General features: G+C 61.9%; 17 protein-coding genes and 1 tRNA gene. All 18 read right to left on the bottom strand.

Features of this window, described 5'->3' with window-relative positions; all coding sequences use genetic code 11:
• Nucleotides 1-63 precede the first annotated feature (63 nt).
• The 18 genes from H4F70_RS21110 to H4F70_RS21100 all read right to left on the bottom strand — a co-directional run bounded on the left by H4F70_RS21110 (nucleotide 64) and on the right by H4F70_RS21100 (nucleotide 11,899).
• A complete protein-coding gene (locus H4F70_RS21110) occupies nucleotides 64-357 on the bottom strand; it encodes an HNH endonuclease (RefSeq protein ID WP_182359460.1) in 294 nt (97 codons plus the stop codon).
• The gene (locus tag H4F70_RS06260) at nucleotides 354-572 is read right to left on the bottom strand and encodes a glutaredoxin domain-containing protein (RefSeq protein WP_182359453.1); all 219 of its coding nucleotides are present in this window, start codon (nucleotides 570-572) and stop codon (nucleotides 354-356) included. The genes H4F70_RS21110 and H4F70_RS06260 overlap by 4 nt, the downstream gene beginning before the upstream one ends.
• A 9-nt stretch (nucleotides 573-581) precedes the next feature.
• On the bottom strand, nucleotides 582-1,097 hold the full coding sequence (locus H4F70_RS06255; RefSeq protein WP_182359451.1) for a cutinase family protein: 516 nt from the start codon (nucleotides 1,095-1,097) through the stop codon (nucleotides 582-584).
• A 315-nt stretch (nucleotides 1,098-1,412) separates the two neighbouring features.
• Nucleotides 1,413-1,487: transfer RNA gene (locus tag H4F70_RS06250), tRNA-Leu, on the bottom strand.
• A 354-nt stretch (nucleotides 1,488-1,841) separates the two neighbouring features.
• Complete coding sequence (locus tag H4F70_RS06245; RefSeq protein WP_182359449.1) at nucleotides 1,842-2,501, bottom strand: hypothetical protein; 660 nt, start codon at nucleotides 2,499-2,501, stop codon at nucleotides 1,842-1,844.
• A gap of 177 nt (nucleotides 2,502-2,678) precedes the next feature.
• A complete protein-coding gene (locus tag H4F70_RS06240) occupies nucleotides 2,679-3,143 on the bottom strand; it encodes a nucleoside triphosphate pyrophosphohydrolase family protein (RefSeq protein WP_182359448.1) in 465 nt (154 codons plus the stop codon).
• Nucleotides 3,134-4,144 (bottom strand): class 1b ribonucleoside-diphosphate reductase subunit beta, encoded by a 1,011-nt coding sequence (gene nrdF, locus H4F70_RS06235; RefSeq protein ID WP_182359446.1) that lies wholly within the window; start codon nucleotides 4,142-4,144, stop codon nucleotides 3,134-3,136. Before nrdF ends, H4F70_RS06240 begins: the two co-directional genes overlap by 10 nt.
• Before the next feature lie 145 nt (nucleotides 4,145-4,289).
• A complete protein-coding gene (locus H4F70_RS06230; RefSeq protein WP_182359444.1) occupies nucleotides 4,290-4,745 on the bottom strand; it encodes a hypothetical protein in 456 nt (151 codons plus the stop codon).
• 13 nt (nucleotides 4,746-4,758) lie between these two features.
• Entirely contained in the window at nucleotides 4,759-6,012 is a 1,254-nt protein-coding gene (locus tag H4F70_RS06225) for a DNA cytosine methyltransferase (RefSeq protein WP_182359442.1), read from the bottom strand.
• Nucleotides 6,009-6,245, bottom strand: a complete 237-nt coding sequence (locus H4F70_RS06220) for a hypothetical protein (RefSeq protein ID WP_182359440.1) — start codon at nucleotides 6,243-6,245, stop codon at nucleotides 6,009-6,011. Before H4F70_RS06220 ends, H4F70_RS06225 begins: the two co-directional genes overlap by 4 nt.
• Before the next feature lie 1,070 nt (nucleotides 6,246-7,315).
• Nucleotides 7,316-7,501, bottom strand: coding sequence for a hypothetical protein (locus H4F70_RS06215; RefSeq protein WP_182359439.1), 186 nt, complete (start codon nucleotides 7,499-7,501; stop codon nucleotides 7,316-7,318).
• Nucleotides 7,498-8,124 (bottom strand): DNA polymerase III subunit beta family protein, encoded by a 627-nt coding sequence (locus H4F70_RS06210; RefSeq protein ID WP_182359437.1) that lies wholly within the window; start codon nucleotides 8,122-8,124, stop codon nucleotides 7,498-7,500. The genes H4F70_RS06215 and H4F70_RS06210 overlap by 4 nt, the downstream gene beginning before the upstream one ends.
• Entirely contained in the window at nucleotides 8,124-8,759 is a 636-nt protein-coding gene (locus tag H4F70_RS06205) for a hypothetical protein (protein ID WP_182359435.1), read from the bottom strand. Before H4F70_RS06205 ends, H4F70_RS06210 begins: the two co-directional genes overlap by 1 nt.
• On the bottom strand, nucleotides 8,756-9,034 hold the full coding sequence (locus tag H4F70_RS06200; RefSeq protein WP_182359433.1) for a DUF6378 domain-containing protein: 279 nt from the start codon (nucleotides 9,032-9,034) through the stop codon (nucleotides 8,756-8,758). The genes H4F70_RS06205 and H4F70_RS06200 overlap by 4 nt, the downstream gene beginning before the upstream one ends.
• Nucleotides 9,034-9,525, bottom strand: a complete 492-nt coding sequence (gene ssb / locus H4F70_RS06195; protein ID WP_182359431.1) for a single-stranded DNA-binding protein — start codon at nucleotides 9,523-9,525, stop codon at nucleotides 9,034-9,036. Before ssb ends, H4F70_RS06200 begins: the two co-directional genes overlap by 1 nt.
• A complete protein-coding gene (locus H4F70_RS06190; protein ID WP_182359429.1) occupies nucleotides 9,515-10,822 on the bottom strand; it encodes an AAA family ATPase in 1,308 nt (435 codons plus the stop codon). The genes ssb and H4F70_RS06190 overlap by 11 nt, the downstream gene beginning before the upstream one ends.
• A gap of 4 nt (nucleotides 10,823-10,826) precedes the next feature.
• The gene (locus H4F70_RS21105; protein WP_182360219.1) at nucleotides 10,827-11,465 is read right to left on the bottom strand and encodes a DnaT-like ssDNA-binding domain-containing protein; all 639 of its coding nucleotides are present in this window, start codon (nucleotides 11,463-11,465) and stop codon (nucleotides 10,827-10,829) included.
• A gap of 98 nt (nucleotides 11,466-11,563) precedes the next feature.
• Nucleotides 11,564-11,899 (bottom strand): HNH endonuclease, encoded by a 336-nt coding sequence (locus tag H4F70_RS21100; RefSeq protein WP_372497550.1) that lies wholly within the window; start codon nucleotides 11,897-11,899, stop codon nucleotides 11,564-11,566.
• Between the last annotated feature and the right edge of the window lie 9 nt (nucleotides 11,900-11,908).

Below are 11,908 nucleotides of genomic sequence, written 5' to 3'. Positions count from 1 at the left end.
CATCGAGCGCAGCCTTGTCCTCATCGTCAAGTGAGGTGTCTTCCCATTGCCCGATAATGCATTTCACCATTTACGGGTTTGCCTCCCCAGGCTTGGTTTCGCTTCTTTGTTTTGGCGCACGATATTGCAATGCCTGTGCGCCGCACGAAGGTTCGCGGCGTCCTCCGCGTGTTCCGGGTGTGTAGACACTGGCAGCATGTGATCCACGCTGAACGCGTCCGGGTGCATATAGTGCACGTCGTAGGCGATGGGCTGGCCACACAGCCAACACGGCAACTCGCGTTCCGTCGCCTCAGCCTTGAACCATGCTTTAAGTTTCTTCCACCGCCGCGTACTACGCCCCGCGTACTTGCTCACAGTGCCGCGATGCGATCCGGTTTGAATCCGCACCACGTGCCGGCCCCGTCAGCGACTACCACGGGAGCACTGGTGAACCCCATTGTGCGCGCAACTCTCTGCCCTTCGTCGCTTTCAAGGATGTTCACCTCTTCGTACGGCACATTCCGCTTGTCCAATGCCCGTTTTGTCTGCCTGCACGGCTGGCAATTCGGTTTGGTGTAGACAGTGACCATTGGTGTACCTCAGTCGTTCAAGTCGTACCCGTGGGAACCGCCCAGCATGTACCCGTACACGCCGTCAGCGAATCCGATCAGGTTGGTTACAGGCCCCGGAAGGGAGCAAATGCCGTCCCGGTCGCCCGGTGCGTCGTTGCATACCTCTTCAATGGGAATGGTTGCCGTGGCGGGCCGCGTGCCGGTCATGGTGATGCCGAACGCGCTCATGCCCCGGAAGGAATCTTCAATGCCGCCAGGGTTGCGCGGGTCCCCGTAAAGTCGGCCCGTGATCCGGTCCGCGTACGGCCCCTGGTCCAGTACCAGCAGTGCGTCCCCGGCAGCCCGTGCCCCCTCGCTGTACCCCTTCACGCGGATGCGGCTATCAGGGCACTGTGCAGCGTAGGTGTTGACCGCGTGCACCATGTTCGCGGTGCCCTCCGCCACGGATGCGTCGTAGGTGACCGGTCCGACCGGCCAAATGGACGCAGAGTAGGCCACGCGGTGCACGTTGCCCGCGAATGCGTTTGCGTTGGGGTCGTTCATGCCGCCCATGACGAATGTTGCCGTAGGCTCACAGACGCTCTCAGCGGTCGCCGTGGTTGCCGTAGTGACCGCGCCGGCGGTCAGGCAGGTTGCAGCGATTGCCGCTGTGAGTGTCTTTCGCATTGTCCCCCCAAGAAAAAGGGCAGATAGCCCCGGGGAGCATCTGCCAGTTAGACGAAAACCCGCCGCAGTGCGCTTCATTTGAGAGGCGGGGCGGGTGTGGTTCAGAGCCCCGGTTGGCGTGACGGTTCAGAGGCCATTCCGGGGCGTACATGTGCGGACCGCAAGCCGTTCTTGAGAACTTGCGGCCCCCTGTGCCCGTGGCAGGACTCGAACCTGCAACCAACGCATTTTGAGTGCGCCGCCTCTGCCATTTTGGGCTACACGGGCGTGCCCGCCGCCCCCATTTGAGCATCCGCGAGAGGCTTAGGGGCGGGTGACGAATAACGGTCCGCGAGGGGAGGCTTTCGCCCGCGAGTCTCACGGCCATATCCGGCGATCAACCAGACACAGATAACATTAGTTGACCGGGCGGCAAAGGATATTTATTCACACTCCCTTTGTTCCGCCCGCCCCTCCGCAAGTTCTCGCACGCGCGCTCATGCGCAACGATGAGGGATGAGCGTTCGTAGACAATGCGCCCGCCACGACGCCCCCAATCCACGGTCCCCGCCGCACGCCAATACCTCAGGGTGCGAGAGTTGCGGCCCACGAACTTGCGGGCCGCGTCCTCGTCCATCCACGTCAACCGAACAACCCGTACTCGCCCCGCGACTCAGCCGCAGCAGCCCCAGCCGTGGACGCCCCGGAGGCCACGGCAGCGTCCGCCAGCGACTCGCGCAGACCCGTAAGCATCTTGAACGAACGCTCACGGACAGCCGCCCACTCTTCCGGCTCACACCAAGACGGCCAATCCAGCACCCCCGCACGATCTTTCAGGCTACCCACCATCATGTGCACCGGAATCAGGTTGCCGCCCTTCACCCCCCTTACGCGCCCGTCCGGGTCCCTCCACAGGCCCCGTGGCAGCCGATCCGGGCCACCGCACCGCCACATGGCCACCGACGCCAGGCGCACCACCTCCGCGTCCGCCTGGTCAATCAAACCCACATTGCACGGTGCCTTAGGCCCGCCACGCGACTCTGAGACCGCCTCAGGCGCGACGAACTCGCCCACGTCCGCATCCCACACCCGCTCAGCCGCGATCCCGTCCACCGCCGCAGCACGTAGACGGGTCACCACCTCCACAACATCGTTCACCAGGTGTTCGGGTTGCAGCAGCCGGCCCCGCTCCTGCCTGTACAGCGCCGCGCGGAAGTCAAGGTCTACCTTGTTCACCTTCCGGTCCCGTTCACGCGCCAGGGACTCGCGCAGCCCCGTCGCTTCGTCCGTCGTCAAACTCATGTGGCACCCACTCGCTTACTGTGATTGTTCGTGTCCGCTTCCGCACTACCGGGTCGTGCCCGTTCGCTCTTGCCCGGTCCCGGAATGCTCGCGCTTGCCCCTCGTCCGTGACGATGAGGTCCCGCATTGCCGGGTCGTAGTTGAGCCCGTATTCGGTAACTTGCGTGTCCCGTTCGGTCACCGTGCCGCCTCCAACACCTCAGCGATGCGCGGACCGGTCCACCCCTCAGGCTTAAGAATCTTGCCGTCGTCACGTCGGGTCACTTGCCCGTCCACGATTTTGTCCAGGTTGGAGCGGGTCACTTCCGCCATGCACGCCCGCGTGGCATCCCGACCGGCATACGTCAACAGAGTGCCGTAGGCGATCACGATTACGTCAATGAGACCGTCCACGATTTCCGGGAAGTCTTCGGACAGTTCCGCCGCCCGGTATTCAGTGAACTCTTCCCGCAACAGTTCGCGCCGCAGTCGTCGCACCGGCCCCAACTCAGGCAGTGCCGGCCGGTCCGCAACATCCTGCCCAGCCGCGCGCATGAACATTTCCACACCCGAAAACAAGTCCGGCACGTTCCCGCTAGGGTTGTCCCACTCGTCCGCAGGGTCCGCGCCCGGATCACTCCACCCAGCCATGTTCAGTTCCAATCGTCGTCAGTTGTCTCTTCTACCCGCCCGATCACGTATGACGATCCCGAGCCGGAAAAGAAATCGTGTGTCTCGTTCGCACCGGGGTCAAGGTTCGTCATGATTTCCGCTGACACCTGGCAATCCTCGTCCGCGAACAGTGGTTCAAACCCCAGGTTCTTTAGCGCCCGGTTGGCGTTTAGCCGCATCCACGCCTTAACGTCGTCCGTCCAACCTAAATGGTCGTACAGGTCCGCCGCGTACAGGCATTCGTTGTCGTACAGTTCGCTGAGCATGTCGTACGCGTATTCCAACACGTCTTGTTGCGTGTCGGGGTCGGCGTCCTCGAATGCTTGCCGAAACTTGTGCCCGATGTAGAACCCGTGAAGCACTTCGTCCCGCAGAATCAACCGGATAATGTCCGCCGTGTTGGTGAGTTTGCCACGTGCCGCATACCAGAACGGCAGGTAGAACCCTGAGTAGAACAGGAACGATTCCAGCAGTACCGAAATGACTTTCTTCCGCAGCGGGCAGTCACCCCGATAGTAGGACAGGATGATGCGCGCCTTATTCTGCAAGTGCTCGTTCGTCTCAGACCACGTGAACGCCCCGTCAATCTCCCTACTGTTCGCCAGTGTGGAGAAAATGGAAGAGTAGGAACGCGCGTGGATAGCCTCCATGCCAGCGAAATAGCAGAGGATAGCCTCTTCGTGTTGCGTGTTCGCGTCCGGGATCATTTCGATGCATCCCACGGTGCCCTGCGCCGTGTCCAGCATGGTTAGCCCTGTGAATACCCGCATGACGGTTAGTTGTTCCGGTTTGGTGAGAGTGTCCCATCCGGGAATATCGTTGGATAGGGCGATCTTTTCGGGTAACCAAAAGTTGGATGTTGCCCGGTTCCAGATTTCCAGGTCTGTCGGGTCTTGAATGTCGTTCCAGTTGATGGGCCGCTGATAGGTTACGGTTTCTGACACTCTTGCGAGTCGCCCCTTTCCTTTTCGTCTCGTCGTTTCAGTGCGCATAAGTGCCGGAAGAACGGTGACACTGGTTTACGCCATACGTCCGCGCGGGTGGCCGCGATCCCTGCCTGTAGGCCGCTAGTCCACGCGTCGTGTGCGAGTGCCGCACCGGCCCGCGTGTCTAGCAGCCCCTCAGAATCGCTATTCGTCACAGCGGAATCGTCGCAAGTTCCTTGTAGCGCATACGGCCCCAATCCCGGAACATATCGTGCACAGCCTCCGCAATCCGCCCCGGTGCGCACCCTTGATTCATGGTGCCGAACTTGCCTGGGATGGAACGGAACCGAATATCCTCCAACGCGTCCAGCGCCTCGTTCCGCTGAGCCACCACCAGCGAGTCAACACCATTCACCCCGCCATGCCCCAACGCCGCACGCGCAATAGACCGCCAGTAGTCGCTTACAGGGCGTGCCGGGTCGGTCGGGTGCCCCTGGTGGCCATTCGCAGCAGCCACCAACACCCGCGCCAGGTCGTCAACCTCCCGATCCTCATTCAACTCAGCCACCACGTCACGGACCGAATCCGCGAGCGTGGGGAACCCTGCGTCCGCGCCTTCCAGGATTGCGGCAGCCTTCACGAGAACGTCAACCTTATGTGCTTCCATGATTTCTCTCTCCCTAGTTCAGTGATTCAGAAACGACGCTCACCAGGTCGCGGGCAGCGGGTGGCGTGACCGCATTGCCGGCCATCCTCACCCGCTCACGACGCGTGCCCAGCACCTCATACCCGGACGGGAAATCCATCGCCCGGATAACCTCTTCCGGCTCCAACATGCGAAACCGAACATCGTCAATGTCAACGGACGGTTTCTCGCCCCGAACAAGCCCGTGATGATTCCCGGACGCTGTAACCGTAGACAGCGGATGAGTCACCGGACGGTGTTTAGAACCGCCGCCCCGCAACTCGGCAATGAACGCTAAACCCGTCTCGTTCCGGGTCGTCATAGTCCGAAACGGTCGGTCCACCGGTGCCGCGCGCTTACCCTCGCGCCCCTCCACCGGAACAGCCAGCGGTGCCCAATACTCTTCAATGCCCGACCGAATGCGGTTCATCGTCTTATCGGCCAGCGGCCGCGTTCGATCCCCGATCCGGGTGCCCTGGTGGGTCCAGTCGATAACGTCGGCCGCAGTGCGCACCAGAGGCTCAACAACGGCATTCCGGCACGCCATGTTCGGGCACCTGTACACATACTGAGCCCTGTAGCGGCCATGCTCCGGACGGTCGTCCCGCTTCCACGACTGCATCGCCCGCACGGGACCACACTCCGCGCACACCGCACGCGGACGCGTCACCCGATGCAAGTCCGGCTTACGGTTCCCCTTACGCCAGAACACGACGTACATGCGGTCACGCGACTGAGGCGCACCCTCGCCGGCCAACTGAGCGTGCGCGCTGTTCAGCATCACGGTTTGGTGGTGGTAGCCGAGAGAGTCCATTGCCATCAGCCACGCGCGCCAGGGTTGCCAGCGCACCGCGTCTACAACGTTCTCCACCATCACCGCCTGATACCGGTGCCGTTCGGTGAAGCGCACAACGTCCCACATGGTTGCCCTGCTACGTTCGGCGGCATCGTCCGGCAGTGTCTCCCCGAACAGGTCCGGTGCCGCAGTCTCGTACTTGCGACCCCTGGCAATGCTGTGGTTGGTGCATTCGGGTGACGCCCACAGCAGTTCAGACGGCGGGAAGTATTCAGGCGAAATCTGCGAGAGGTCCGCGCAAATGTGGTCCGCCCCCGGATGGTTCTTGTTGTGCGTGTCAACGGCCAATTGCCAGTGGTTGGAGGCTACGCGGACCTGAACACCGGGAACCTGCACGGCCCCGGTGCTCGATCCGCCGGCCCCGCAGAACAGGTCCGTAAGAGTGAGGGTCACACCGCCACCATGAATCCGTGGCCATCGAACGCGATACCGCCCATCTCAACGTGATTCGGCTCTGCCTCCGCTGACTTGCGGCCATGCTCCACGCCGCCGTCCATCGCCCGATCAGCGAGTGCCCGCGACCACGGAGACACAACCCGCATCACTCGTTCCACGTCGTCCGGGTATTCCAGCGTCTTATCCAGCGCCCCGCGCAGTTCCGCCAGGGTGCCGTTCCACTTGCTCATTGCCCGTATCCCGCTCTCTGTAGCAGTCGTGTGTATTCGGCCAGCGGCATAACCGCCAGGTGAAGGGGTGCCTTGCCGGGGCGTGGACGTTTCCACGCGATGAACCCGACTTCTGCGCCCGCTTCCGTGATCTGTTCCGCGAGTCCCGTTAGCCATTCGGTCCAGACGGGTGTTCGTACGTCTTTCGCCTGGCAAATGACCCGCACTCCTTTGCCGGGGTGCGGGTCTAGGTGTATGTCGCCGGCGTCTCGTTCGTATCCGGCTTTTGTTCGTTCGGCGTTGGGGAATCCTGCGGCTCTGAATCCTTCGCGTAGGTGCCGCTCGTAGCGGTCACCCTTGCTTTTCATGGCGTTAGCCAATGCCTTCCTTCCGCACTCGTTCGGCAATGGTGTCAATCATCCGACGCCCAGCCGAGCCCAGGAGAGTCGCAAAAGGTGCCACCGTATCCATATCCACGAGTTGCGAATAACCGTACGCTTGCCCCTCTCGTCCGGGGATAACAACTTCTACGCGTATCTCCGCGCACCTAGGCCCCGTTGCCGCCGCGTTCGCCGATTCCCGCATTAGGACACCCTTTCTGCGCCAGTCACTACCGGGAAGGTGGACAGAATCCCGATCCGGAACCCGCCCGTTACGAAATCCCACGTCTGTCCCTCCGCAAGTTGCGTCCATGTGTCGTAAGAGTTGAACCCGCCCACAATCGAGTCCCCAACCTCGAACGTGCCGCACGACGTGTTCACCCGCTTCTCTCCGCTCGTGCCGTCCTGTAACAGACGTTCCTTACTCAGCACCACACAATCCTCGTGCTGAGTGGTGTTCATTGCCGAACACCCTGACAGGGCAACAGCGGCAACCACCGCCGCCGCCGCGCTTACCATGAATCGCTTCATCCTCGCCTCACCAGTTCCGCCGCATAGATTCGTGCTCGCATCATCGCGTTAGCCCTTGCCGGCCCATCACTCTGTGCCCCGGCAAGGTCCGTACGCGCCGTGTTCTCCGCGTCCACAAGGTCCGCGTTGGACACTCTCCGCGCCCAGCACGCCGCCTGCCCTGAGAACAGGAACCGCCCTTTACCGCTTGGCATAGTCGGACACCTCCACGATGAACTTTCGGTCTTGCCCGTCACCACCGGACACGATTACCGCCACGGTGTGTTCACGTTCGATGGCGTTCACGTGGGCAACGTCGAACGCGTCCACGGTCGCCGCGCCCTCTAACTTTTCGGCAATCAGCGTTGCCAGATCATGCGTTGTCATGCCGTCACCCCCAGTGCTTCCAACATTTCCTCGCCCTGGTTGGACAGTCGCACGGGCATGATGAGACCCACGAAGTAGTCCCGGATCGTGATACGAACCGGCTTGTTCGTCTCGTCCGGGAACGTCACCTCTACCATGTCCCCGGTACTGCGCCGCGCCTTCTTGAAATCGGCCAGATACTCACTGTTCAAGATCGTTGAAGCCGTGGGAACAGTGTGCGCGCCCGACACCTGCAACAGTTGCGCAACCTTTGGGAACTGGTAGTCCCGCGCGACGATGTTCATTTCTACCGCGTGCCCGTCAACCCCGACGCGCATCCCCGTGTCGTTCACTTCCAGAGTCGCCAGCGTCCCGCGCTTCACGCCCTTGTACGCGGCTTCCAGTGCCCCAATGTCGTCCCGGTGCACGAGAATCGCCCACCCGGAACTAACGTTCGTAGCGGACTTGAACTGCACCCGGTTGACGCCGATGCGGAACCGGTCCGTGGCCATCGCGTACAGGTGGTCACCGATGATTTCCACGCGGGCACACTGCAACATGGGCAGCGTGTCATCATCCCCCGCGAACAGGACAGTGTTTTTCAGAGTGGCGATGAGCCCCTTAACGTCCACGCGAATCTGCATTAGTTGCCCCCAATCTGCACGAGGTAATCGTGCCCGGCACCCTCGATCAGGTCGTCAAAAGTGTGAAGCACCACGGGTCGCAGTTCGCCGTTACGGCCCCCCCGCAGCCGCCACCCGTCCGGCACCCACTCGAACAGGTACCCGTCCGCAGGGTCCATCAGCAGGCCAGCGGATGGCTCAGGGTCGCCCGGTTCGATGAAACGAACGGTGGGAGTGAAGTTCTCCCGATCCTTGCGCCGTGACTCTTCCCGCCACAGGTGCGCCTTCAACTTTTCCACGGCCAGTTCCTCGGCCAGTTTCTCCGCACGGCCACGGTCGAACTTGACGGCACGGTCCAGGCTGGCAATGCGCTTATCCTTGTCCCCACATGCTGCGATGCACTGGTCACGCTCAGACGCCAGGCGCTCAACCTCGGCCCGCGCCGCGTCCAGCTCTTCCGCGTACCTATCCGCCCGCCCAATAGCGACACGATGCCGGCCACGCGTGCGTTCGGCAATCATGCGCAGACTCTCAACCTCAGCCTTGTAGTCGTTTCGTTCCCGCGCCAAACGTTCATTCACCGCCCGCAGTGTCGCTTTCTCTTCCGCCAACTTGTAAAGCGGAACTTCCCGGTCCAGCGTGTCCAGGTCAATCAATTGCCAGTCTCCATTTCGCCAGCGAGCGCCACATAGCCCGCAATATCAACGAGGTTGTCGTGTTTCGGCTTGTGCGCATCACGCGCAACTTTCAGCAGAACCATCATGTTCGCTACATCACGCGCCTCCACAAGAACCGACGCGCCAAACTTTCGGGACAGATAAACCATCCACATATCCGCGACCACGGTTAGAGAGTTTTCGGCGGGCGCGCCATAATCCTCAGCACGCCCGCCGCCAACAACTCCCGCAGCCTCCGCGAGAACATCAGCCATCAGTAACCGCCGTGATCCGGTGCCGAACCCCACGGATCGTTTTCCGCCCGCCGGCCACCGCCAGACCGCGAACGCCCACCGGAACGCCCACCGCCCGCCTTCCCACGGCCACCGCCGCCACCGGACTTGCTCGCCTTCTCCACGGACGCCGTAGCCCACATGAGGGACGGCCCCACGTCGTCAGCCCGCAGCGTCAGAGACGTACGCTCGTTGCCCTCCTTGTCCTCCCAATACTGAGTGGCCAGCCCGCCCGTCACGATCACCCGGTCACCCTTGTTCAGGGAGTCCGCCACGTGCTCGGCAAGCCCGTGCCACGCCGTGACCCGCAGGAACGTCGTGTCACCGTCCACCCACTCGTCGCCATCCTTGACGCGCGGCGTGTTGGCAATGTTGAAGTTGCACACCGCCGTATCCCCGTTGCCCCCGACGAACCTCAGTTCAGGGTCCGCAGTGAGGTTGCCTGCAATGGTCACAATCGGCTCATTCGCCATTTTCGTTCCTCTCAAACTCTCGCAGCATTTCCCAATAGTCACCGTCAGGAATCCACGGCAACGTCGTCCCGTAATTCAGTTGTTCCGGCCACGCCCGTTCCTCACGGGCACCACGCCACGGCACCACGTCCACCACTTTTGCGCGCCCCTCGCCCGGATCATTCTCAGCACGCCGCAAACCAAACCCGAACTCAGGCCAGCGACGCCAAAGAGACGAACCAATAGGACGCATCAAACGCTCACCAGTCACCGACGTGCCGTTACCCGCGTGCGCCTCCGTCAACAGCGCGAACCCGTACCGCTCCCGCAACCCGTCAAGAATCCACGACAACTCGCGTGCCGCTTTCTCATCGTTGATTTCGCCACGGTGCATTTTGTACAACGGACCGAACACCAACAAATCCGGTGCACATGCTTGGATAGCGTGTTCAACCCACGCAAGATCACGCGCATTAGACAGGTCGATACCTTGCGGACGCATATCAATAGCCATTTGCTCGCCCCAATTGACACGAGCGAACTCGTCCCGCTGGCGAACCTCGTTTACCCGGTTGATAACCCACCGGTAGCGCCTCCGCGATTGGGCCGGCGAGTTTTCGCAGTCGATCACGAGCACGCGGACGCCCTGCTTGCCGTCGCCCATGACGCCGCCGCTGAACGGGTGAACGCCAGCGGCCAGGCACGCGGCCATCTGTGAGCACAGGACCGACTTGCCGCCGCCCTCAGCGCCCGTGACGATGGTCCGGTCCATCCGTTCCAGCAGTCCGGGCACGAGCCAATTCCGCGTGTCCTCTTGCGCCAGGAAGTCGTCCATAGCCGTGGGCAAGGTGTGTTGAGTTTCGGTTGCCGTGGCTTCCGCCGTGTCGCAAAACTCGCGTAGTTCGGTCACCGCAGCGCGAACATCGGCCCCACCGTCAACTAGAGACGCCGTTTCTACCCTCTGAATCGCACGCTGACAGCCTGAAACCAGTTTCCGCCTACCGCTCATCTCCCGGACCCGGTTTGACACGTCTACGGCCGATTCAGGGCGGAACGACTCATGCGCCAGATCGAAAATCTTCACAGGGTCCCAATCGACCCCCTGCGTCTGGCACTGCCCCGCCACCGTCACCGGGTCCACCGTCTGCCCAGACCTGAGCATCCCCTGAACCACCGCAGCCAAGTCCCCGCGCTTAGGCGAGAAAAAATCCGATGGCTCCAACGACCGCAGCGCATCCCCGCACTCGTCCGGGTGCATCAACGTCAACCCCAGGATTGCCCGTTCCGCGTACTCATCAAACGCCAAATGCTCGGACACACGATCACTCTTCCCATCTTCCGCCAGCAATCACCCGCCTTCCCGCAGGCTTCCGCTCCGCCTGATACTGCGCCGCATTCCGAATCCAATTACGGAACGTCGCATCCCAATTCTTCTTTCTGCCACGAGAGCCGCCAACGCCAGCCCAATAGTCTCGGAACTTCGCCAACTCCATTTCCTGATTGATCCCCGGATGCTCGGATGCCATCCGTGAGGCCACTTCCGGTGTCGGCGTCCAGTCGTCCGGGATCGTGGTTGCTCGTGCCTCAGCGCCGTTGCCGCCCCTATCTCTTTCTTTATTGGTCGGGTCGGGTCGGGTCGGGGTGGACGCACTCCCCCCGTGACTCACGCCGTGACTACCGCCGTGACTCACGGAAGTGTCACGCCGTGACAGTTCGGCAGCACCGCTGGTCACGGTAGGTTTGGTCTCATCAGCCGCCGCACCGTCGTATGTTCCATCCGCGCGCCTCCGCCGACGCCGCTGACGGACTGCACTTGCTTGACGGTCGGACCGGACTTGCTCGGCAGTCGGGTTGTACTTGCTCCACTGCGCGAAAACGAACCCCCCAGGGCACCGTTCCCACAGCCCCGCAGCCACCAAAGCGTCCGCCAACTTCGCCGTCCCCGACAACTCGGACACCATGTAGTCCGGCACCACGCCGTCCGTCAGTTCCCGCGCACACCACGAGCCGGCCAGCGTCCAAAACCCGACCGCAGCCGCACGCTGACGCTTAGGGATACTCAATACTTGACGGCTACCGGCGAACCCGTCGTCAATTCTGAACCACGGCACCTTTCCACGTTCCCATCATCAGTTAATCGAACCCACCTACCGCGATATTGGCATTCCGTTTCCACCGGAATATGCCATGACGAAAGAACGTGCCCCTGGTCTATTGCAAGGGCACGTTTTGATTCAACGTCAGAATGGCAGTAGTAGCACAGGTGCAGCAGATTGGAGGGTGCGTTTATTCGCGGGTCCCTCGTGCCGCCCATGCGTCTTGGTTTCCGGTGGTGGACCTGGCACGCCTCAGCCATGCCGCAGCGCTCGCAGCGCCCGCCAGACCGTGACTGCACCAGGTCCAC

Source organism: Tomitella gaofuii, assembly GCF_014126825.1.
GTDB lineage: Bacteria > Actinomycetota > Actinomycetes > Mycobacteriales > Mycobacteriaceae > Tomitella > Tomitella gaofuii.
The sequence above is the reverse complement of the archived record's forward strand: the minus strand, read 5'-3'. Positions and strand labels throughout refer to the sequence as shown.

Bases quoted from the DNA above. Each gene is read 5' to 3' on its own strand.
- H4F70_RS06245 (WP_182359449.1), bottom strand. From the start codon at position 2,501: ATGAGTTTGACGACGGACGAAGCGACGGGGCTGCGCGAGTCCCTGGCG.
- nrdF (WP_182359446.1), bottom strand. From the start codon at position 4,144: ATGCGCACTGAAACGACGAGACGAAAAGGAAAGGGGCGACTCGCAAGA.
- ssb (WP_182359431.1), bottom strand. From the start codon at position 9,525: ATGGCGAATGAGCCGATTGTGACCATTGCAGGCAACCTCACTGCGGAC.
- H4F70_RS06210 (WP_182359437.1), bottom strand. From the start codon at position 8,124: ATGCAGATTCGCGTGGACGTTAAGGGGCTCATCGCCACTCTGAAAAAC.
- H4F70_RS06255 (WP_182359451.1), bottom strand. From the start codon at position 1,097: ATGAACGACCCCAACGCAAACGCATTCGCGGGCAACGTGCACCGCGTG.
- H4F70_RS06200 (WP_182359433.1), bottom strand. From the start codon at position 9,034: ATGGCTGATGTTCTCGCGGAGGCTGCGGGAGTTGTTGGCGGCGGGCGT.
- H4F70_RS06230 (WP_182359444.1), bottom strand. From the start codon at position 4,745: ATGGAAGCACATAAGGTTGACGTTCTCGTGAAGGCTGCCGCAATCCTG.
- H4F70_RS06220 (WP_182359440.1), bottom strand. From the start codon at position 6,245: ATGAGCAAGTGGAACGGCACCCTGGCGGAACTGCGCGGGGCGCTGGAT.
- H4F70_RS21105 (WP_182360219.1), bottom strand. From the start codon at position 11,465: ATGGTGTCCGAGTTGTCGGGGACGGCGAAGTTGGCGGACGCTTTGGTG.
- H4F70_RS06215 (WP_182359439.1), bottom strand. From the start codon at position 7,501: ATGACAACGCATGATCTGGCAACGCTGATTGCCGAAAAGTTAGAGGGC.
- H4F70_RS06260 (WP_182359453.1), bottom strand. From the start codon at position 572: ATGGTCACTGTCTACACCAAACCGAATTGCCAGCCGTGCAGGCAGACA.